The following is a 21,567-nucleotide window of genomic DNA, read 5'->3' as shown; positions in this document are numbered from 1 at the left end:
TACAGCCATAATTTTTGCCCTTTTTATTCACTATCCCACATACGAGGCTCAATTAGAACCACATTTATCAATTCATACATCAATATCCCCGCGAGACCCTAATCTAGTTTTTGAAATTTTTACGTAGAAAAATCTTTTTTCTCTTGGATCTGAAATCAATAAATACGTATATTTACTTACCTTTAATTCAAATTACGTAGATATGGAAAGGATAATCTTGGTAGGCAACGGAATGGTAGGTTACAAGTTTTGCGAAAAACTGATCTCCCACCCCAACCGCGATCAATTTGACATTCTGGTTTTCGGAGAAGAAAACAGACCCGCCTACGATCGCGTGCACTTAAGTGAGTATTTCACTTTGGAATCTCCCGACGAGCTACTCATGGCACCGAGAGACTGGTACGCCGACAATGGCATCACGCTGAGAACCTCCGAGATGATCCTGTCTGTCGATACGGAAAACAAAAAAGTCGTTACCCACAAAAATGAATCCTTCGAATACGATCATCTGGTCATCGCAACCGGTTCTTCTCCCTTTATCCCGACAATCAAGGGTTCTGAAAAAGAAGGGATATTCATCTATAGAACTATTGAAGATCTGGAGGCAATCCAAACCTACTCTGACAAGCTGAAGGCAAAAGGCAGGTATCAGTCGGCCGTATTGGGCGGTGGGCTCTTGGGTTTGGAAGCTGCGAATGCCTCGAAAGAACTCGGAATGACCACACACGTGATCGAGTTTGCGGGCAAGTTGATGCCAAGGCAGCTGGATCAGGCTGCATCGGACTTGCTGCAATCCAAGATCCAAAGCATCGGACTGAAAGTGCATCTGGGCAAAAATTCCAAAGAAATCATCGGAGACGGTGAGACTGAAGCAATCGAATTTACTGACGGCACGACGCTGGCGGTAGATATGATCATCATCTCAGCCGGGATCAGACCGAGGGATGAGTTGGCGAGAAACTCCGGAATCGCGGTCGGCGAGCGTGGCGGGATCGTGGTCAATAACAGGATGGAAACCTCCGTACCCGGCATCTATGCCATCGGGGAAGTCGCCCTTTACAATCAAAACATCTACGGCCTAGTCGCCCCTGGCTACGAGATGGCTGCCGTGGCGCTGGATCAAATCGCCGGTGGCACCAAGCTCATGAGCCCCTCCATCGACATGTCAACCCAGCTCAAACTGGTGGGCACAGAGGTGGCTTCATTCGGAGATCCTTTCGTAGAAAGCGAGGACGCAATCGCCATCCGATACGAAAACAAGCAGCGCGGAGTCTATAAACGAATCAACATCAGCAAAGACGGCAGCAGGCTGTTGGGCGGCATCTTGGTCGGAGATTCATCTGACTACAATACGCTCTTTCAGCTCTACATCAATGGGATGAAACTCCCCGAAAACGCCGAAGACCTGATCTTGGGTCAACGCGGAGCGGGATCAAAAAGCCTCCTCGGATCGGTACTCGATCTTCCGGACACCGCGCAGATCTGTTCCTGCGAAGCGGTGTCAAAGGGAGCCATCTGCGACGCCATCAAAAGCGGATGCTGCCAGGATCTGAAGGGAGTCATCAAGCATACCAAAGCTTCTACCAGCTGCGGCGGTTGCAAGCCGATGGTCGTCGATATCGTCAAAGAAACACTGAAGTCTCTCGGAAAAGAGGTCAAAGAAACCATCTGTGAGCATTTCGAATACAGCAGACAGGAGCTTTTTGACTTGGTAAAACTCAACAATACCACTGGATACGATGAAGCCTTGGACACCTTCGGCAAAGGCCACGGCTGCGAGATCTGCAAGCCGGTGATGGCTTCGATCTTCGCCAGTATCTTCATGGAAACCGCCAACAAGCAGGTGGCAATCCAGGATTCGAATGACCGCTTTCTGGCCAACATCCAACGAAACGGAACCTACTCTGTCGTGCCACGGGTGGCGGGCGGAGAGATCACCCCGGAGAAGCTGGTTGTGCTCGGCCAGGTAGCAAAGAAGTTTGATCTCTACACCAAGATCACCGGTGGACAGCGGATTGACCTATTTGGCGCCCAGCTTCATGAGCTGCCAATGATCTGGAAAGAACTCATCGACGCCGGATTCGAGAGCGGACACGCTTACGGCAAATCCCTGAGAACGGTCAAAAGCTGCGTTGGCTCGACCTGGTGCCGCTTTGGACTGCATGACAGCGTGAGCTTTGCGATCCGCATCGAAGAGCGCTACAAGGGACTTCGCTCTCCCCACAAGCTCAAAGGCGGGGTCTCCGGATGTATCCGCGAATGCGCCGAGGCCCGGGGCAAAGACTTCGGAGTTATCGCTGTCGAGGGAGGCTGGAACCTATATGTCTGCGGCAATGGCGGCGCAAATCCGAAGCACGCAATCCTGCTCGCTTCCCAGCTGGATGACGACACCTGCATCAAATACCTGGATCGATTCCTCATCTATTACATCCGCACTGCCGGGCCTCTCGTCAGAACTGCCCCTTGGCTGGAGAAATTGGAAGGGGGAATCGAATACCTCAAAAAAGTGGTCGTGGAAGACTGCCTCGGCATGGCCGCGGAATTCGAAGCTGAGATGGACGGACTGGTCGAGCGATATGCCTGCGAATGGAAAGAAGCCATCGAAGATCCTGAAACCCTGAAAAGATTTAAGCCTTTTGTAAATACTGAAGAAACTGACGAGGAGCTCGTCTTTGTCCCACTTCGCGAACAAAAAATGCCAAGACCTTGGTAATCCCTAACGTACAGAAACCATGGAAGAACTTGTAAACCTTTATCAAACCGTCCAAGCTACCGAAGTACTTTCTTGGGTCAGCGTCGGTTCCGTCTCTGATTTTCCGGAGAATGCTGGAGCGTGTATCAAGCACAAATCCAGACAGATCGCGGTCTATCACTTTACCCGAACCAACAAATGGTACGCCTGCCAAAACCTTTGTCCACACAAGATGGAGATGGTGCTGTCCAGAGGCCTGAGCGGTGATGCTGCCGGTATCCCAAAACTCGCCTGCCCCATCCATAAAAAGACCTTTTCGCTGGAGGATGGCTCTAATCTGAACGGCGAGGAATACAGCATTGCCACCTATCCAGTCAAGATTGAGAACGGAATTGTATATATTGGATTTGCTGACTAATTCCTTTTCAATGACCCGATCCGAAACAGCCATCCAGCTGATAGACCAAATCAATTCCGAAGACCCCACCAAAGAAACCTGGAAAGGCAAAGCGTTCCCCAAGGAGCTGCTCTACTCACACCGAATGACAAAAAAGCTGGGGGAGTTCGTCCCGGACGCATCAGAACACCTACTCATTGCCGCGCGCGCGCAGCATATCGCCCGCTGGAAGATCCAGCGATCCGAGTACCCGATGGATCGGACCGGCTACCTCACTTGGAGGGAGGAGCTCAAAAAAATGCACGCAGAACTGGCCGGCCAGCTGCTGGCTGAAGCCGGATACGACGAGGCGTTTATTGCCAAAGTCAAATTTCTGATCCGCAAAAAACAACTGAAGACGGACTTCGAAACCCAGATCTTGGAAGACGTCGTTTGCTTGGTTTTCCTGGAATACTACTTGGAGGACTTTGTCACCAAGCACGACTTCGAAAAGATCAAAGACATCCTGAAAAAGACCTGGGCCAAGATGTCCGAAAAAGCGCAAAAAGAAGCGCTTCAAATTAATTTCTCCTCCCAAAGTCTCCGGATCATCCAGGAAGCACTTTTCGACAGCAATGACTGAGAATACCAACACCCTCGATCAGGTCACCTTTGACAGACTCAGACGGCTCTACATCATCGCATTGGGCGCCATCGCCATCTCTCTGATCACCAGCCAGATTCTAATCCGACAATACCTGGCCGACCAGGAAGACGACAGCAGACTGGTCAACGTCGCCGGTCGGCAACGAATGCTCAGTCAAAAACTCAACAAGGAAATCTTGCTACTGTCCCTGAACCCGACTGAAACCAGGCGGCGGGCGATAACAGACACGCTTTTTTCCACGAAGACTACCTGGGAGATCGCCCACAACGCGCTCCAGTTCGGAGATGAAAAGCTGGGAATCGAACCGGGGAACAGTCCTGAAGTGACCAAAATGTTTGAGGGTATTGAGCCGAATTTTGAAAGTATCATAGCCAATACCGACGTAATAATCCAGCTTTCGAGAGCAAATCTACCGGACTCTGTTGCCTTCCAGCAGGCCACCGACCAAGTCGTGAGCAATAGCGCCGAGTTTCTGTCTAAGATGGAACAGATCGTCAATCAATACGATTTCGAAGCAAAGCAAAAGGTTGAAAGCCTCGAGCAACTCGAGCTCATCATCACTCTCTTTACGCTACTTGTCTTGCTTGCCGAGTTTCTGATCATCTTCTGGCCTTCAGCCAAAGCCATGAAGGCAAGCATTCATGAGTTGTTGGAAGCGGAGAAAAAAGCCATCAAGATGGCGAAAGACGCCGATCTACTCAGCCAAGCCAAAGAGAAGTCCGTCCGGGAACTTCGGGCTCTGAGCCAAGCGATGGACCAGATCCTGCTTTTTGCGAGAATCTCGCCAGACGGACATATCACCCACATCGGCGACCGTTTTGCGAAGCTGGTCAAATTCCAGAAGTTTAATCAAAATGCGAAATTCTCCGACGTCCTCTCCCCGCTTGAAAACGAGCGGCTGACACTGGATCGAATCATTTCAGAAAACAAAAAGTCGGGCTGGCAAGGAGAGATCAAGGCCACCACACCAGGTGGAGACGATCTGTGGCTCGACTTTTCCATGATCCCTTTTCACGCAGGGGAAATCTCCGAGCTGATCATCATCTGCCTCGACATCACCAAGCGCAAGGAAGCCCAGCTTGAAGTCCAGCAACTGACCCGGGAGAGCTTCGAGGAAAAGATGCAGCAACAGAACGTCATCAGCCGACAGATCATCGAAAATCAGGAAAACGAGCAAAATAGGATTGCCAAAGACATCCACGACGGAATCGGCCAGATGCTGACCGGACTGAAATACCTGCTCGAAAGCGTGGATTTGTCAGACGGAGAGAAGGCCGAGACCAAGCTGGAAAAGCTGAAGGAATTGACGGCAAACATCATTAAAGGAGTGCGGACGGCGACGTTTAACCTCACTCCTCCCGAACTGAAAGATTATGGCCTAGTGCCAGCGCTGACCGAACTCACACAGGAACTCGGCAAGCTGACCGGAAAAGAGATCATCCTGATGAACAAGTCCGATTTCAACCAGCGGCTGGACTCTCTCGTGGAGATCAACCTCTATCGTATCACCCAGGAGGCGATCAACAACGCCATCAAGTATGCCGAGTCGACACTGATCTTGGTGACCGTTTCGCACAGTTCAAAGATCCTGAGCATCACCATTGATGACAACGGGAAGGGCTTTGACAAGAAAACGATTAAACCAAAGCCGGACAAGGACGGCGGCATGGGGCTCACCTTCATGCAGGAGCGGATCAAATACATCAGCGGAAGGCTTTTTATCAATTCCTCTCCACAAAAGGGCACCAAGGTCACCTTGAATATTCCGCTGGTCTAATTTCCTTATATTGGTTACGTAAAATTTCCTTATTTTACTAAGTATTAACTTTAGAGACAATGAACCCTACCCGAATCGTACTGGCCGACGATCATGAACTCGTCCGTGACGGAATCAAGTCTTTGTTGGAAAACGAAGCTGAATTTAAGGTCATTGCGGAAGCATCTGACGGCAAGGAAGCGTTGAAAATCATCGCGGCCGATCAACCGGACCTGCTGATCGTGGACATCCGGATGCCCCAGATGAATGGCATCGAGGTGGTAAAAAATCTAACGAGAGACTTCCCTAATGTCAAAAAACTGGTCCTGTCCATGCACGACTCAGAAGAGTACGTGGTGGAATCCATTGAGTCGGGAGCGGATGGATACCTGCTCAAAGGGAGCTCTAAGGCAGAATTTCTGAAAGCGCTTCACTCCATAGCCGCTGGCGGCAAGTATTTTTCCGGAGATATCTCCACGATCATCATCGACAATTTCGTCAATGGCCGAACCAAGAGTCCTTCCAAGTCCTTGAGTTCCACGGAAGAAATCTCCATCCTCACCAATCGGGAAAAGCAGATCCTCGAACTGATCCTGGACGGCAAAGGCAACAATGACATTGCCGAAGCCCTGAAGATCAGCAAACGGACCGCGGAGGTCCACCGCTTTAACCTTATGAAGAAACTGAACGTCAAAAACCTGGTCGAACTGACCCAAAAGTCAAAGGAATTGAATCTGATCTAGAGAAAATCTAAGTACTCTTCAATCTAGAAAACCCATTCAGCTAATACTGGATGGGTTTTTTATTTTTTGTACGTAAATTTATTACGTATTACTTGCAAGTAATACGTATTATTACTTACTTTTATTTCAAATAGAAATAAGTAATATGAAATCGAGCATGACTTAGACATCTCTCCGGATGACTATCCAGCATGCGAGATTCCATGTGACACTAAAAACAAACGACAATCACATGAAGAATCAAGCTCACCTCAAAGCAACGCGTTTAAATCTGGGAGATTTTAAAAGTGTGCCGATCCGTACTTTCTGGATCACATCCTTCGCGTTCTTCATTTGTTTTTTTGCATGGTTTGGTATCATCCCTTTCATGCCGGACGTGGTGAGGGATCTGGGACTTACTCCCGACCAAAAATGGAACGCGGTGGTTTTCGCCGTGGCTGGAACCATCTTTTCCCGCTTGCTGATCGGGAAACTGTGCGATAAGTATGGACCGAGGATCTGCTACACGTGGCTGCTGATCTTGGGATCGATTCCGGTGATATTGAGCGGACTCGTGACTACTCCGATGCAGTTCTACATCTGCCGTCTGCTCACAGGCTTCATCGGAGCATCTTTTGTCATCACCCAAGTCCACACCTCGCTGATGTTTGCGTCGAATGTGGTAGGTACGGCCAACGCTACTTCTGCTGGCTGGGGCAATCTCGGCGGGGGTGCCAACCGGCTGGGCATGCCGCTAATCGCAGCTTTGGTGATCGCTTTCGGCATAGCCGAGACTGACGCCTGGAGATATTCCATGGTCTTGATCGGCATCGTCTGCTTCTTGACTGGACTACTTTACTACTTCTTCACCAAAGACACTCCTGCCGGAAACTATTCCGAACTAGTCGCGCGGGGTGAGAAAATACCAAAGGGTAAAAAAGACGTCGTGGGCTTCTTAGAAGCTGCAAAAGACTACCGTGTTTGGGTGTTGTTCATTGTCTATGCGGCCTGCTTCGGGATCGAGCTGACCGTGTATGGCACGATGGACGACTACCTGCAAAACACCTTCGGACTGAGCAGAATCACTGCCGGAAACCTCGTCCTTTCCTTTGCACTGATGAATATCTTCGCCAGGACCCTCGGCGGCTGGTTTGGTGACAAGTATGGTAAAACGGGCGGTTTGAAGGGGAGAGTTTGGTTCTTGGCAGCGATCATCGTGGCGGAAGGCCTGATGCTGGGGCTGTTTTCCACTGCCACCAGCCTGACCTTGGGCGTTATTCTCCTGATCGGATTTAGTTTGACTGTGCAGATGGCCGAAGGTGCTACCTTCTCTGTGGTGCCTTTTATCAACAAGAAAGCCATCGGATCGATCTCCGGCATCGTGGGTGCAGGGGGCAACTTCGGTGCTTTTATCACTGCGCTGTTTTTGAAATACAAATCAGGTGAAGCGGCAAAGCTGACTTTGCAGGGGAATGAACTCTCCGGAGCAGACGCGCTCAAGGCGGCCCAAACCGCTGCCGAAGCCGCCGCGGTTTCCAGCGGCTATCTGCAGATCGGGCTGCTGATTGTCGGCACCGGTATAGCGACGCTTGTCATCCGCTTTAGTCTCGAAGATGAAAAGATTGCCAAGAAGGAATTGGAGCAACTTTCTCCTGAATTAATCAAGATTGAAGAGTAAATTGCTTTACTAAACCCTCAATAGCACTTTCTCATTTGGCCTATTAAATGAGAGAGTGCTTTTCTAATTTTCCGTCGGGCCAAATTCTGAATTGTGAATTCCAAAAAAAAAATAAAAACGACCTGTTCGTATTGTGGTGTGGGCTGCGGAATAGTCGCTGAAGTAAACGCGCAGGCCAAGGTAAGCGTGGAAGGCGATCAAGAGCATCCTGTCAATGGCGGAATGCTCTGCTCCAAAGGGATGAATCTCCACTACGTAGTCAATGACACCTCGGATCGGATTCTCTATCCTGAGATGCGCTGGAGTCGCTCACACCCTCGCGAGCGAGTGTCTTGGGACGATGCGCTGGATCGGGCAGCGGCGGTCTTCAAGTCGTTGATCCGCAAATACGGCCCCAACAGCGTGGGTTTCTACATCTCCGGCCAATGCCTGACCGAGGAATACTACATCGCCAACAAACTGACCAAGGGATTTCTCGGCACCAACAACATTGACACCAACTCCAGGCTCTGCATGAGTTCGGCGGTGGTGGCTTACAAGAAGACGTTTGGCGAAGACTCTGTTCCCATTTCCTACGAAGACATCGAGCTTGCTGACGTATTTCTGATTGCTGGCGCAAATCCTGCCTGGAACCATCCGATCCTTTTTCGAAGACTTGAAAAACACAAGGAAAAGAACCCCAACGTCAAGGTAATCGTCGTGGACCCGAGGAAAACTGACTCGGCAAATTTCGGCGACATCCACCTGCAGCTCATCCCCGGCACGGACATCATCCTGTACAATGCCATCGGGCGAAGACTGATCGAGATGGGATTTGCTGACGACAACTTTGTCAAAGACCATACAGAAAACTACCAAGCCTATCGCAAACAGGTGATGGAGACCTCGCTCAAGGACGCCGCGGAGCTGTGCGGAATCACGGTCGAGGAAATCAAAGAAGTGGCCGGTCTCATCGGCAACGCCAAGGGTTTCATCAGCATGTGGGCAATGGGCCTCAATCAAAGTGCGATCGGCACGGACAAGAACTTTTCGCTGATCAATCTCTCCCTCTTGACCGGCAAGATCGGCAAGCCCGGAAACGGCCCCTTTTCGCTTACCGGGCAGCCCAACGCCATGGGTGGACGGGAAGTCGGCGGCATGGCCAATCTGTTGGCCGTTCACAAGGACCTTGCAAATCCCCAACATCGACAGGACGTCGCTGATTTTTGGGGAGTGGATGGGATCTCCCCCACTCCCGGCTATACCGCCACGGAGATGTTTGATGCCTTGGCTTCGGGCGAAATGAAAGCCGTGTGGGTCATTTGCACCAATCCGATGGTCAGTCTGCCCAATCTGGCGAATGTCGAAAAGGCTTTTGCAAATGCAAAATTTGTGGTCGTGCAGGATATTTCCCACCGATCCGACACGGTTGCTTACGCCGACTTGGTCTTGCCGGCAGCGGGCTGGCTCGAAAAGGAAGGCACCATGACCAACTCCGAGCGCCGCATCTCCTACCTCGCCAAAGGGATCAATCCTCCCGGTGAGGCCAGACCGGATGTGGAAATCCTTTGTGATTTTGCAAAAAGGATGGGATTCCGGGGCTTCAACTTTACCAACGCGGAAGAGATCTACGAGGAATATTGCGCCATGACCAAGGGCACCAACATTGACATCTCTTTCCTCAACTACGACCGGCTAAAGAACGAAGGCAGCATCCAATGGCCTGTGCCGGAATATCGGCATCCCGGTACACCCCGGCTTTTCGCAGACAAAAAATTCTACACCCCCAGTCAAAAAGCCATCTTCAACATCCCCGCTCAGATTCAGAATACCTCTGAAAAAATCAGCGCCGAATTTCCATTCGTCCTGACCACGGGCCGGATCCGGGATCAATGGCACACCATGACCAAAACCGGAAAAGTGGCCCGTCTCCGCACCCACTATTCGCATCCTGTCCTGGAAATCAGCCAACTGGACGGGTACATCTACAAGATCAAAGAAGGGGATGTGGTCGAAGTAAAAAGCAAAAACGGCGTGGTACGGGTAAGGGCGAAACTGTCCAAAAACATTCGAAACGGGGTGGTTTTCCTGCCGATGCACTGGGGAAAACAACTAGAAAATGACCTCAACCGGGCCAATAACCTGACTTTTACCCGGGTAGACCCGCAGTCTAAAGAGCCAGACTTCAAATACACGACGGTTTCCGTGACCAAATATCAGAAGCCGAAAGAAAACATCATCGTCGTCGGTGCTGGAGCTGCGGCGTTTCGCTTTATCCAAAACTATCGGGAGCACAACTCCACGGACACTATTCAGGTTTTTTCCAAGGAACCACACCCCTTTTACAACCGGGTTTTGCTACCGGAGTATGTGACTGAGGAGCTGACTTGGGAGCAACTGCAAAAGATCAAGGAAGCCGAACTCTCGAAACTCAAGATCAGCTTGCAGACCAATCTCTCGATTGAAAAGATCGATCCGGAAAATCAAAAAGTCACCGACAGCAACGGCGTCGAACACTCCTACGACAAATTGGTCCTGGCGACGGGAAGCCGGGCTTTTATCCCAAAAGATGCCCAACTGGATCTGCCGGGACGGTTTACGATGAGAAGTCGGGGTGACGCTGACAAGTTCAAGAACTATCTGGACTCGACGCAACTACCATCCGAAACTCAGCACGTCGCCATCGTCGGCGGTGGGTTGCTGGGGCTTGAACTCGCGGCTGCGCTCCAGCACACGAACGTGAAAGTGACCATCATCCAGCGGGCATCGCGCCTGATGGAACGCCAGTTGGACTTGGTGTCGAGCCATCTCCTTTCGCTGGACGTGCAGGAACGGGGAATTCACATCTATTTCGACAATGAGGTCAGTACGGTCTTTGACGATCCGGCTTCGAAGAGCCTGAACATCACGCTGAAAAGCGGCAAGATCATCCAGGCCAATGCCATCGTTTACGCGATCGGCACCCAGCCAAACATCAAGATCGCCAAAGAAAACGGCATCATATGCAGCCGGGGAATCAAGGTCAACAAGCACCTCCAGACCAACTATCCAAACATCTTTGCCATCGGCGAGATCGCAGAATTCGAAAACCAACTCTTTGGAATCACCTCCGCTGCCGAGGAGCAAGCCGCGATCCTCGCCAACTTTATCCTGGGCGACATCAGCAGCACGTATTCCGGCTCGGTGTTGATGAATATATTGAAATTCAAAGACTTGGAGCTATGCAGCATCGGAGACATTATCATCCCGGAAAACGAGGAAGGTTTTGAGGAAATCGTCTTTACCGATCTCAGCCGACGCTACTACAAGAAATGCATCGTCAAGGACGACCTGCTGATCGGAGCGGTATTGATGGGCGACAAGAGTGAATTTGCGGAGTTCAAAAGCCTGATCGAAAACAAGATCGAGCTTTCCGAAAAACGAAAATCCCTGCTCATGGGCTCGTCAGAAACCCGTCCCGTCATCGGCAAACTGGTCTGTAGCTGCAGCCGGGTTGGGGAAGGAAACATCCAGGAAGCCATCGCCGGCGGCTGTTCGGATTTTTCGGCCCTTTGCACCCAAACAGGGGCAGGCCTGGGCTGCGGCAGTTGCAAGACTGAGGTGCGGGAGATACTAAACAATTCTAAGGTAAAAGTATAAAATTGAGTATGACCCATATTCTAAAAAGATGAAACAGACATTTTCCAGAGTAGTCGTCAAAGGCGGAGTCCTCTCTCCTGCCGAGCTCAAGCAAATCCTTGAAATTGCCGAAGGCGCTGGCTTGGACACGATTTCCTTCGGTTCGAGGCAGGACATCCTGTTTATCAAGGAAGACGGGGACTTTGAGATTGATCCACAGGACAAGTTTCAGATCATCTCTCCCGAAGAAGAAGGCGCCGAAAACATCGTTTCTTCCTACGTTTCTTCCGACATCCTCTCCAACACACCCTGGCTGACCAGTGATCGCTACCTGTATATCTTGGAGCAATTCCGGGCTCAGCCGACGCTGAAGATCAACATCACTGATCCCAGACAGCGCTTGGTGCCGCTTTTCACCGGCCATATCAACTTCATTGCCTCAGAGCACGAGGACTATTGGTACTTGTATGTCCGACTCCCGCACTGGGAATCCAACCAGATGTACCCGGCGCTGATCTACAGTTGGGACTTGGCAAAGCTTGCGGCCGCTATCGAAGATCTCTTGCAGGAAGAGCCGGAGACGGTAGAGTTCCTTTTTGACCTGGTCAACGATGCCGGCGACTTCAACAACCGAACCGTAGACAAACCATTGGAAGTGCCGTTTCACCCTTTTCCCTATTACGAAGGGATCAATCGCGTGGGCTCAGACAGCTACTGGATGGGCTTGTACTGGAGAAACAACAAGTACTACATCGATTTCCTCAAAGCACTCTGCGATCTCTGCTCGGACTGTCGGATCGGAAAGATCTCCATCACCCCGTGGAAATCACTGATCATCAAGGGAATTGTCGAAAAATATAAGTTGGAATGGGAAAAGCTCCTCGGGAAATACGGGATCAACGTCCGCCACTCCATGCTGGAGCTCAACTGGCACCTGCCCGTCAACAACAAGTCCGCGATCAAGCTCAAAAAGTACTTAGTCTCGTACTTTGACAAGCACGACATCAGCACCTACGGGCTGACCTTCGGCATCACCGACTACACCCGCAAGGCGTATTATTTCACCTCGATAATCATTGAGAAAAACGAGCCCGCAATCCAGCTCGACGGGGTCAAGATCCGAAGCACCTACAATCTCCTTCATGCCAAAAACTTTGACCCCAACACGCAGGAATACATCGTGTACGTGCAGGAAGTCGATAAATCCGACCTGCCGGAGTTACTCATCGAACTGAGTAAGATCTATTTTGAGCAATTGGGTCAGGAGAAAAACGTTCCGGAGAAGCCCACAAAACCGAAGGAACAGCAAATCAAGGAGGCCTACCAATGCCGGGAATGTTTGACTGTTTACGATACCAGTTACGGTGATCTGTCTCAAGGTATCCCCGCAGACACATCCTTTGAAGATCTTCCGGACACCTATCACTGTTCGCTTTGCGAAGCGCCCAAATCGAGCTTTGTCAAAAAGAAATTCGTCAAACAACCGGAGTAAATCCACTTCCTACAATCCCCAGAGCGACTCCATCCGTCGCTCTTTCTTATTCATCATCTTCCTACAGCTAGAATAAATACTTATTTTTTGTAAGTATTTTCTTAGATTTTATAAGTATTTATACTTATTTTTAATCAACCTATTCTAGCTATTATGAAAAAAATCTTCTACGCTCTCGCGCTCTCATTCCTGGTATTCTTCGAAGTCGACGCACAGACTTTCTCCCTCGATGCAGACATCCGTCCAAGATTCGAGTACCGCCACGGTTTCGGTGCCCCACTTCCGGACGGCGCCGATCCGGCCGCATTTGTCACGCAGCGCTCCCGCCTCAACTTTGCCTACCAGGATTCCAAACTTAAAGTCTACTTCAGTGTTCAGGATGTCAGCACCTGGGGAGACACCCGACAGCTGGCGATCAACGATGAAAACCACTCCTTCTCGCTTTTCCAAGCTTGGCTGAGCTATGCTTTCACCGAAAACTGGTCGATGAAACTCGGCAGACAGACGCTTTCCTATGACGATCAACGCATACTTGGAGAAGTGGACTGGACGATGCAGGGCAGATTTCATGACGCAGCTATGCTCACCTTTGCGAAAAATGGCTTCAAAACTGACCTTGCGGTAGCCTACAGCCAGGAAAATCAGAAAAATGAAGGGACGGGTTTTCCAATCACGGGACTTTACACTTACAAAGTGATGCAGATGCTGCACGCCAAAAAAACCTGGGACAAAGCCTCTGTAAGTTTCCTCTTTTTGAACAACGGTTTTCAGAAATATACAGAGGGTGCCACTCCACAACCCGACGGTGTCTACTACCGACAGACGACCGGTACCTACTTTACCTTTCCTGTGTCGGTGTTTACCCTGACAGGTTCGGCGTATCTCCAGACGGGAAAATCCGCTCCCACAACCGACCTCACAGCGTATCAATACATGCTCGAGGCGCGATACAAACCCGGAAAAGTAGCCTTCACGCTGGGTTTTGAGTCGCTGAGCGGTTCGGATCAAGTGGCCACCGAAAAGACCAATTCCTTCTTCCCGCTTTACGGCACCAACCACAAGTTCAACGGCTATATGGATCTCTTTTATGTAGGAAATCACGCGAACAATGTGGGCTTGAACGACCTCTACCTGACGACCTTGGTGCCTACCGGCAAAAACTCGAGCATCGGGGCGTTTGTGCACTTTTTCTCCGCTCAGGCTGAATTGAATGATGGCCTAAGTAAGAATTTAGGATCAGAATTGGATTTGGTTTACTCCAAGACAATCGCGAAAAACATCAAGCTAAACGTCGGCTACTCGCAGTACTTCGATACCGAAAGCATGACTGTCCTCAAAGGTGGCATCGCCCCGGCAAAGACCCAAAACTGGGGATGGGCTCAGCTGATCGTCACTCCCAGCCTCTTTAAGCATTCCCTGAAGGAGGAATAGTATGTCGGGAGGAATGGAAGTCGGAAGTTTGGATGTGATTAATGGATCACTTAATGAAGACGTTCAATCTTGGTATCGGCCGCCGTTCACAGTCTAAAAGCATGAAGGATATGCGGAAAGATCGCATCCATCGACTCTCCGGCACCTCTAGTAGATCCCGGCAAGGCTAGCACGAGACAGTCTCCGATTGTCCCTACCAGGCTCCTGGAAAACATGGCGTAGGGCGTGAGACTTTGTCCATAGCGCCGGATGGCCTCTTCAATTCCCGGAATTCGGCGGTCAAGAAGTGATTCCAGTGCTTCTGTGGTCACATCAGTCTTAGACAGACCGGTTCCTCCGCTGAAAATCACCAGTTGGTTATTGGTAGAAAGCTCCTTTGCAAGCGCTCTTATCTGATCCAAATCATCCGGAATGATGGAATAGGAAGTGATTTCTGGGCCTTGGGAAAGGAGCTTTTTCAGGATTAGCTGGCCTGCGGAATCTGGTTTGACTCCTTTCGAGACTGCATTGGAGCAGACCACCACCGCGGCATTGAATGGATGGCCCGGCTGAGGTCTGGATTGTTCGTTAGGCTCCTCCAGAATTTTGATCTGCTGGATGTGGATTCCTTTGTCGATGGGCTTCAGCATATCATAGATCGTCAAAGCCGTGATCGAAGCGCCGTGCATCGCTTCCATCTCCAAGTTGGACTTGCAAACAGATCTTACTTTGACCAAGACATGAATCTCCAGGTCTGCGATCCGGTACTCAATGCAGGTGAACTCGATCGGGACTGGATAGGAGTTTGGAAGGCTCAGGTGTGTATTTTTCACCGCAAAAAGCCCTGCGACTTTGGCCATTTCGAAGACGTTTCCCTTTGGAACCCGGCCATCAAGGATGGCTTGGATCGTTTCGGACTTACTGACGCAAATCACCGCTTCGGCACAGGCCTCCCGAAGCGAGCTAATGTTGACCGAAATGTCTTCCATGAATCAATCGTGGGATTAAAAATCTACCTCAAAGACACATCGACAAATGAATGCAGCTGCTTTATCAGATAGATCATCTTACAATTAACACAAGACGACATATCTTTTTTATTGTGAGCATTTTAAAAAGGATATGCATCCAAGTTTTGAAAAATAAACTCGTCCTCAAACACGTAATTTTCGTCCGAGATTGCCTTCACCGTAGCGAGATTAACCACCTCTCCGATCACCAAAACTGCGGGGCCTGTCATGGCTTCATTCTTCGAAAGTTTCAGGATCGATTTGATCGTGCCGACTACTTCCCGCTGGTCAGCTCTGGTACCATTTTGAATGATGGCAATGGGCATATCCGCTTTACCCAGTCCTTTGTAAATCCTGACGATCTCCTCCAGCTTGGACAAGCCCATCAAGATAACCACCGTGGCGGTGGACTGCGCTGCCAGAGCCACGTCCGCAGACAGTTCATGTCCCTTGGTGGTGCCGGTGATGACCCAAAAACTCTCCGAAGTACCCCGATAGGTGACCGGAATTCCAATCGCCGCCGGCACAGCGATGCAGGATGAGACCCCGGGAATTACGGTTGTGCCGATCCCATGCTTCGCGGCAAATTCCTCTTCTTCTTTACCTCTGCCAAAGACAAAAGGATCGCCGCCTTTCAGTCTTACCACAGATCCAAACTCGTGAGCATAGGTCACGATCAGTTCGTTAATCTCGTCTTGGGTGAAAGAATGGGCACCTTTTCGTTTCCCAACAGAAACTTTCACTGCATTCGGAGCCAAATCAAGGATTTCCTCGGTGACCAATGCGTCGTAAAGCACCACTTCAGCCTGCTCAAGTGCTTTGGCAGCCTTCAAAGTCAGTAATTCAGGATCACCGGGCCCGGCACCGATCAACGTAAGATGGGGGATGGATTTGGATGACTTGTTCATATTCTAATAGGTTTGAGATAGGGCAATAAGGTCAGTTTTGGTATTGATATTTTGGAGGGAAGCAGTGCCTCTGGGATTCAGTTCGATCTTCTGATGAGGGAGGCTTTCAACCAATCGGCGGAGCTTCAGCTCATCCTTTTCCGTTGCTATTCTAAACGGCTCCATGTACTGTCTTGGATAGACTCCGATGAGCGGGTAGTCATTTTTTCCATCTGAGAGAAAGGTGATCTTGGAAGGTTCTTGTTGGGCTTTTTCCAGCAGAAAAGAAACCACCTCCGTCGTGATCTTGGGAATATCGCAGCTGAGGACCAACACAAAATCTGTTTTGGCATGGGCCAAAGCCGTGTAGATCCCTCCCACCGGCCCTTTGTCTTCGATCAAATCCGGGATCATCTCCAGCTGAAATGAACCATAAGCAGGGTTTTTTGTGACCAAGACTGGATTTGCCACAAGGGGAAAAACCGCCTCCAAGATCCATTGGACAAAAGGCTTCCCCTGGAATTCTACGAGTCCTTTCTCCTCTCCCATCCGGGAGCTTTTGCCTCCACAGAGGATGTAAGCTGACAGTTCCGGTTGAATCATTTCTACTATTGCTAACGAAATTAAGAATTGTTGATTGGGAGAAAATTGACTGCATCTCCGTATTCCAGCCTCGAAACCGACTCATCCACATACACCAAGGCATTGGCCTGAGCGTAGGAGCCCAGCGCATTGCAGGACTGTTTGTCGAGGATCTTTACGTTACCATTCTGCTCGTTTGCCAATAGAAAAAGGCTTTTCCCGCTCGGATTACTGAGCTCTCCTGCCAATGTTCCCTTTCTCAAACTCATATCACAGGCTTTGGCGGAGGTCATCTTGCGAAGCGCGGGCAACACATAGACTTGCATGCAAGTAACCATTGCTGCCGGGTTTCCAGGCAGCGCGAAGACCAATGTTTTTCCCTTTTTCCCAAACCACATCGGCCGGGCAGGTTTTTGGTTGACTTGATGGAAAAGCTCCTGAACGCCATTCATCTCCAGTCCAGCCTTCACAAAGTCATAGTCTCCCACCGAAATCCCGCCAGAGATCAGCAGCACATCCGCATCGAGCGCCTCTTTGATAGCCAACGCGGTATCCAACTTGTCATCTCTGACGTGGTCGACACGCTCGATACGGAAGCCTTGCTCGGCTAAGATCGCCTTAATGGTGACCCCGCTGGTTTCGTAAACGCCGCCGGGCCCGAGAGATGTACCTGCAGCTTGCAGTTCATTCCCGGTGACGAGTACATTGATCTTGGGTTTGTTAATGACTAAAACCTCTGCAATTCCAAATCCCGCTAAAAATCCAAGCAACATGGCCTGAATCTTCGCGCCCTTTCTTGCAATCAGTTCGCCTGCCTTGACCTGCTCACCCACGCATCTGACGTTGGCAAAAGGCTTTGGCATCTGCTGAATCCGGATCTCGGAACCCGTCCTGCAGATATTCTCCTGAATGACTACCGTATCAGCCAGATCAGGAACCCTGGCACCGGTGAGAATCCTGACGGCGCGATTGCCCGCTAGGTCGAATTCTTGAAAATCACCCGCCTTACTCTCTCCCACTACTTCGTACGCGTCGGACTGCCCATACGTAATTGCGTAGCCGTCCATCGCTGACTGACGAAATGGAGGAATCGAAATCGGTGCAAAGATGTCCTCCGCCAAGAAATAACCCAACGCTAGCTCCAATGGCAGCTTTTTCGGCTGCAACACCAACGTATGTTGGTTGACAAGAGCTAATGCAGTGTTGACAGATACCATCTTGATTTCCTAATTGTAGCTAAATGTAAATCAAAATTACGTATTTATACTTACTTACTACGTATTATCTTGAATTTTTTGACTGCCGATAATTTTATATCCATGAGTGTAAGGCGGTTGAAAAAAATATGACAGATTTTCCGGCATCTGTCTTTTAGCAAAAAATAAAATCGCTATGTTTGCATGCCGTTAGAAAAAGGGGTTTAGGCTTCGAAATTTTAACAGTAAAGCGGGGTGTAGCGTAGCCCGGTATCGCGCCACATTTGGGATGTGGAGGTCGTAGGTTCGAATCCTGCCACCCCGACTTTAAGGCCTCTGATTAATTTCAGGGGCTTTTTTTTATGCCTTTTGAATTCTAGCAACAATAGAACAGTCATCGTTCAGGGTGTAGCGTAGCCCAGTACCGCGTCCCGATTTTAGATCGGGAAGGTCGTAGTACAGATCCTGCCACCCCGACTTTAAGGTCTCTGATTAATTTCAGGGGCTTTTTTTTATGCCTTTTGAATTCTAGCAACAATAGAACAGTCATCGTTCAGGGTGTAGCGTAGCCCAGTACCGCGTCCCGATTTTAGATCGGGAAGGTCGTAGTACAGATCCTGCCACCCCGACTTTAAGGCCTCTGATGAATTTCAGGGGCTTTTTTTTTATGTCTTTTGAATTCCGGGATAACAGATCCACAATCATCGTTGAGGGTGTAGCGTAGCCCGGTACCGCGTCCCGATTTTAGATCGGGAAGATCGTAGACACGAATCCTGCCACCCCGACTTTAAAAAGACAAATTGAAGAAATTCAGTTTGTCTTTTTTTTTGCTCATGAATTGGGGATGTAACGCAACCGTATTGTGGAAATCGAAGGGAGTCCTTCTCCCATTTTTCCAAAGTTTAAAAAGCCAAAGCCCATTGCCGCAAAGCTTTTTTTGTATTGCGATATTTTAATACCGTTTTTCACTCAGCATCTGTAAAGGCAGGTTGGCTACAAACCTCACAAAAACCTGTACGCCAGCTTCCGATGTAATCGAAAAAATTCCATCTATATCTTCAGTCAATCCCCGCATTAGTTTCAACCCCAGGCTCCCGGCATTTTTCTTTTTGAGCTCGGGGATACCGACACCGTTGTCCGAAATTTTCAACTCGGCCTTTTGGTTTTCGAGTTTCTTTAGCGAAACGGAAATCATACTTCCCTCCGTTTCACCCGGAAAAGCATACTTCATGGAATTCGTGATGGCCTCATTCACGATCAGTCCCAAAGAAACCGCCTGCGACACATCCAATTCAACCCGATCCAGATCCAGAGATATAGGAACAGTCTTGGAGCCCATAAGACTTTCATTGAGGTGCTGAATCAGCTCACGGAGGTATTCCTCCATATCGACTGACGCCACATCGGTGGATTGATAAAGTCTCTTGTGAATAAGGGACATGGCGTAGACCCTGTTCTGACTGTCCTGAATGGCATGAAGAGCTTCGCTGCTCAACTGTCTGGACTGAGATTCAAGCAAACTCAACACCGTCTGTAGGTTGTTTTTGACACGGTGATGAACTTCCCTCAGTAGCCATTCTTTTTCGTCCAGCAGGTGAATTAACTTCCGGTTGGTTTTCTGCTTGTTTCGATATAGTATGTAAATAAGAGCCAGTATAAAAATCAGGAAAACAATTGCCGCAACGATTGCTTTTTGTTGTTGAGCCTGCCTTTCAGATCGTTGTGACAGTTGTTTTAATTCCTGGTCTTTCTTTGCGGTCTCATATCGAATAGATAACTCTTCAATTTGTCGACTTTTGCTTTGTTCAAATATAAATTCCTTCGTTTCCATGTGTTGCTTCAGATAGTTCATTGCTTGCATGTAATTGCCTAAGGCAGAGTCTGCCATGTATAGAGTATACAGCGCTGTACTCTTCGCAACCAAAGGCATAGCAGTGGAATCGGAATTACTTATCACCTTAATCGAAGTTGATTTAGCTTCATTGAAATTACCTCTCGACAAATAAAACTCTGCTTCTGTGTTTAAATATTCCCCCGTAAGACTCACTAGGTGTCCCATCGAGATAGCAAGTTTGTAATTCTTCTCCGCAAGATCATCCTGATGAAGGGCGTTATAACAATTAGCCAGTGCAAAGATCGAGGCTTGCTCCTCTGCCGGGCCCAAGGGCGGATGCGATTGTTTAAGGGACTGAACAAAATTTAACGCTTCCTTAGGCCTTCCTTGTTGAATCATCAATTTGGCCAAATAGGTCACACAGTCAACATAAATGTAATTTTGGTAATTTGTTTTTCCTTCTTCCAAGGCACGCTCATACCATTCGAATGCTTTTTTATAATTCCGGAGATGATAATGAGCACGGCCGATATCAATGGACATAAAGTAGCGATATCGCTTTTGAAAATCAGCGTTGGTGTGCTCTCCGTCATCAAGCATGTTCAGGACCAGCAACAGATTTTCAATTACGGCATTGTAATTACCGTATTGCATATGTATTGCTGCACGCAAGCTGTACACGTTTACTATTTCCGGCCCCTCTACGCCTTCCCAATCTTTTAACAACAATTGTACATTGAACAATGCAGAGTCAAGAAGGCCTTTCGCATATTGATGCCCGACCAGATGCAACCTGCATTCCAATACCTTTTTCTCATTGCCGGCAGCTAGATAAGCCAATTCAGCTTGCCGTAGGTATATTTTTCTGTCTTTGGATCTATGGGGTGTATAGAGCGCATACATACTTATCGCGTAGGCATGGTTTTCCTTGTCTTCTAATTTCCTGTAGTCTTCAGCAACGGAAAGTAAGGCAACTTTTCCCGCTGCAAAGTCACTTCGTTCCATCAGAACAACTCCCTTTAAAAGGCGACTTTTCAAAATGAGTGGGTACAGTTTTGATTTTTCACTCAACACTTCCGCTTGTTCAATCATCAGCAGTGCACTGTCCAGATCTTTAGGAAGTTCTCCAGCCTTCATGATATAGAGATAAGCGGCCTCCTGCAGGAGCGAGATTTTTGCCGTATCTGATTGAGGTAATTCATTGATCAAGTTTATCAGTTCCGGCAAGTCATCTCTGTGGTAACGCTGGGCTGAGCAAACAGATGAAAACAGTGACACTAAAATTAAAACTCCGGCAAATGCCTTATACACAATGACATCACACCTAAACGACTCTCGAAAATGTCTTAAAATATAAAAGTGTATTAAAAAAATGTTCAGCAGCGTATCGACTGTCAAACGTGAAAAATCTTTTGATTTCATAAATGGTTGATTGCCTTTTTTGATCCAACTTTTCAGGCAGAATCTTTTGTCTCCTTATTTTTCTTGTCTCTTCAAAAAGTCAGGAAAGTTGAATTTAAGCAATTGTTTCAAAAAATAGGATGAATGGTTTCAATCAAAGTTCAAGAAAATCAGATTGTTAAAACATTGTAATCGTTGATCAATGGAACCTAAATTTCAATTTCAACAACCAGATGCCAGGTAATTTTTCACCAAAATCCAGTTTTG

At 48.8% G+C, this 21,567-nt stretch carries 14 protein-coding genes and 1 tRNA gene; 10 read left to right on the top strand and 5 right to left on the bottom strand.

Going from position 1 to position 21,567, the window contains the following annotated elements; all coding sequences use genetic code 11:
- The first annotated feature begins 202 nt into the window (after positions 1-202).
- From nirB to G459_RS0119345, 9 genes are all read left to right on the top strand, one after another.
- Positions 203-2,713: a nitrite reductase large subunit NirB gene (gene nirB, locus G459_RS0119385; RefSeq protein ID WP_026969126.1), complete on the top strand. Its 2,511-nt coding sequence runs from the start codon at positions 203-205 to the stop codon at positions 2,711-2,713.
- A gap of 19 nt (positions 2,714-2,732) precedes the next feature.
- Positions 2,733-3,110 carry a nitrite reductase small subunit NirD gene (nirD, locus tag G459_RS0119380; protein ID WP_026969125.1) on the top strand — a complete coding sequence of 126 codons (378 nt, stop codon included), beginning with the start codon at positions 2,733-2,735 and terminating at the stop codon, positions 3,108-3,110.
- 10 nt (positions 3,111-3,120) lie between these two features.
- Positions 3,121-3,711 (top strand): DUF4202 domain-containing protein, encoded by a 591-nt coding sequence (locus G459_RS0119375; RefSeq protein ID WP_026969124.1) that lies wholly within the window; start codon positions 3,121-3,123, stop codon positions 3,709-3,711.
- A complete protein-coding gene (locus G459_RS0119370; protein ID WP_026969123.1) occupies positions 3,704-5,512 on the top strand; it encodes a sensor histidine kinase in 1,809 nt (602 codons plus the stop codon). The genes G459_RS0119375 and G459_RS0119370 overlap by 8 nt, the downstream gene beginning before the upstream one ends.
- Positions 5,513-5,571: 59 nt before the next feature.
- Positions 5,572-6,234, top strand: coding sequence for a response regulator (locus tag G459_RS0119365; protein WP_026969122.1), 663 nt, complete (start codon positions 5,572-5,574; stop codon positions 6,232-6,234).
- Between the two features lie 232 nt (positions 6,235-6,466).
- Positions 6,467-7,891 carry an MFS transporter gene (locus G459_RS0119360; RefSeq protein WP_026969121.1) on the top strand — a complete coding sequence of 475 codons (1,425 nt, stop codon included), beginning with the start codon at positions 6,467-6,469 and terminating at the stop codon, positions 7,889-7,891.
- 93 nt (positions 7,892-7,984) lie between these two features.
- Positions 7,985-11,509, top strand: coding sequence for a nitrate reductase (locus G459_RS0119355; protein ID WP_026969120.1), 3,525 nt, complete (start codon positions 7,985-7,987; stop codon positions 11,507-11,509).
- Between the two features lie 28 nt (positions 11,510-11,537).
- On the top strand, positions 11,538-12,980 hold the full coding sequence (locus tag G459_RS0119350; RefSeq protein WP_026969119.1) for a rubredoxin domain-containing protein: 1,443 nt from the start codon (positions 11,538-11,540) through the stop codon (positions 12,978-12,980).
- Positions 12,981-13,133: 153 nt separating this feature from the next.
- On the top strand, positions 13,134-14,411 hold the full coding sequence (locus G459_RS0119345) for an alginate export family protein (RefSeq protein ID WP_026969118.1): 1,278 nt from the start codon (positions 13,134-13,136) through the stop codon (positions 14,409-14,411).
- An 86-nt stretch (positions 14,412-14,497) separates the two neighbouring features.
- Here the strand turns inward: G459_RS0119345 and moaCB are convergent, their stop codons facing one another.
- The 4 genes from moaCB to G459_RS0119325 form a co-directional block, all read right to left on the bottom strand.
- Positions 14,498-15,379: a bifunctional molybdenum cofactor biosynthesis protein MoaC/MoaB gene (gene moaCB / locus G459_RS0119340; RefSeq protein WP_026969117.1), complete on the bottom strand. Its 882-nt coding sequence runs from the start codon at positions 15,377-15,379 to the stop codon at positions 14,498-14,500.
- A 122-nt stretch (positions 15,380-15,501) separates the two neighbouring features.
- A complete protein-coding gene (cobA, locus tag G459_RS0119335; protein WP_026969116.1) occupies positions 15,502-16,308 on the bottom strand; it encodes a uroporphyrinogen-III C-methyltransferase in 807 nt (268 codons plus the stop codon).
- Positions 16,309-16,311: 3 nt separating this feature from the next.
- Positions 16,312-16,890, bottom strand: coding sequence for a molybdenum cofactor guanylyltransferase (locus G459_RS0119330; RefSeq protein ID WP_035456459.1), 579 nt, complete (start codon positions 16,888-16,890; stop codon positions 16,312-16,314).
- A gap of 20 nt (positions 16,891-16,910) precedes the next feature.
- Positions 16,911-18,086: a molybdopterin molybdotransferase MoeA gene (locus tag G459_RS0119325; protein WP_026969114.1), complete on the bottom strand. Its 1,176-nt coding sequence runs from the start codon at positions 18,084-18,086 to the stop codon at positions 16,911-16,913.
- A 230-nt stretch (positions 18,087-18,316) separates the two neighbouring features.
- On the opposite strand from G459_RS0119325, the gene G459_RS0119320 reads away from it, so the two are divergent.
- Positions 18,317-18,390: transfer RNA gene (locus G459_RS0119320), tRNA-Pro, on the top strand.
- 627 nt (positions 18,391-19,017) lie between these two features.
- On the opposite strand, the gene G459_RS0119315 is transcribed toward G459_RS0119320, so the two are convergent.
- On the bottom strand, positions 19,018-21,321 hold the full coding sequence (locus G459_RS0119315; RefSeq protein WP_084454589.1) for a tetratricopeptide repeat-containing sensor histidine kinase: 2,304 nt from the start codon (positions 21,319-21,321) through the stop codon (positions 19,018-19,020).
- Positions 21,322-21,567 lie beyond the last annotated feature (246 nt).

Origin of the sequence: Algoriphagus terrigena DSM 22685, from assembly GCF_000429445.1 — a bacterium.
Classification (GTDB): domain Bacteria; phylum Bacteroidota; class Bacteroidia; order Cytophagales; family Cyclobacteriaceae; genus Algoriphagus; species Algoriphagus terrigena.
The sequence above is the reverse complement of the archived record's forward strand: the minus strand, read 5'-3'. Positions and strand labels throughout refer to the sequence as shown.

Bases quoted from the DNA above. Each gene is read 5' to 3' on its own strand.
- G459_RS0119325 (WP_026969114.1), bottom strand. From the start codon at position 18,086: ATGGTATCTGTCAACACTGCATTAGCTCTTGTCAACCAACATACGTTG.
- G459_RS0119370 (WP_026969123.1), top strand. From the start codon at position 3,704: ATGACTGAGAATACCAACACCCTCGATCAGGTCACCTTTGACAGACTC.
- G459_RS0119350 (WP_026969119.1), top strand. From the start codon at position 11,538: ATGAAACAGACATTTTCCAGAGTAGTCGTCAAAGGCGGAGTCCTCTCT.
- nirB (WP_026969126.1), top strand. From the start codon at position 203: ATGGAAAGGATAATCTTGGTAGGCAACGGAATGGTAGGTTACAAGTTT.
- G459_RS0119365 (WP_026969122.1), top strand. From the start codon at position 5,572: ATGAACCCTACCCGAATCGTACTGGCCGACGATCATGAACTCGTCCGT.
- nirD (WP_026969125.1), top strand. From the start codon at position 2,733: ATGGAAGAACTTGTAAACCTTTATCAAACCGTCCAAGCTACCGAAGTA.
- G459_RS0119315 (WP_084454589.1), bottom strand. From the start codon at position 21,321: ATGAAATCAAAAGATTTTTCACGTTTGACAGTCGATACGCTGCTGAAC.
- moaCB (WP_026969117.1), bottom strand. From the start codon at position 15,379: ATGGAAGACATTTCGGTCAACATTAGCTCGCTTCGGGAGGCCTGTGCC.
- G459_RS0119330 (WP_035456459.1), bottom strand. From the start codon at position 16,890: ATGATTCAACCGGAACTGTCAGCTTACATCCTCTGTGGAGGCAAAAGC.
- G459_RS0119345 (WP_026969118.1), top strand. From the start codon at position 13,134: ATGAAAAAAATCTTCTACGCTCTCGCGCTCTCATTCCTGGTATTCTTC.
- G459_RS0119375 (WP_026969124.1), top strand. From the start codon at position 3,121: ATGACCCGATCCGAAACAGCCATCCAGCTGATAGACCAAATCAATTCC.
- G459_RS0119360 (WP_026969121.1), top strand. From the start codon at position 6,467: ATGAAGAATCAAGCTCACCTCAAAGCAACGCGTTTAAATCTGGGAGAT.
- cobA (WP_026969116.1), bottom strand. From the start codon at position 16,308: ATGAACAAGTCATCCAAATCCATCCCCCATCTTACGTTGATCGGTGCC.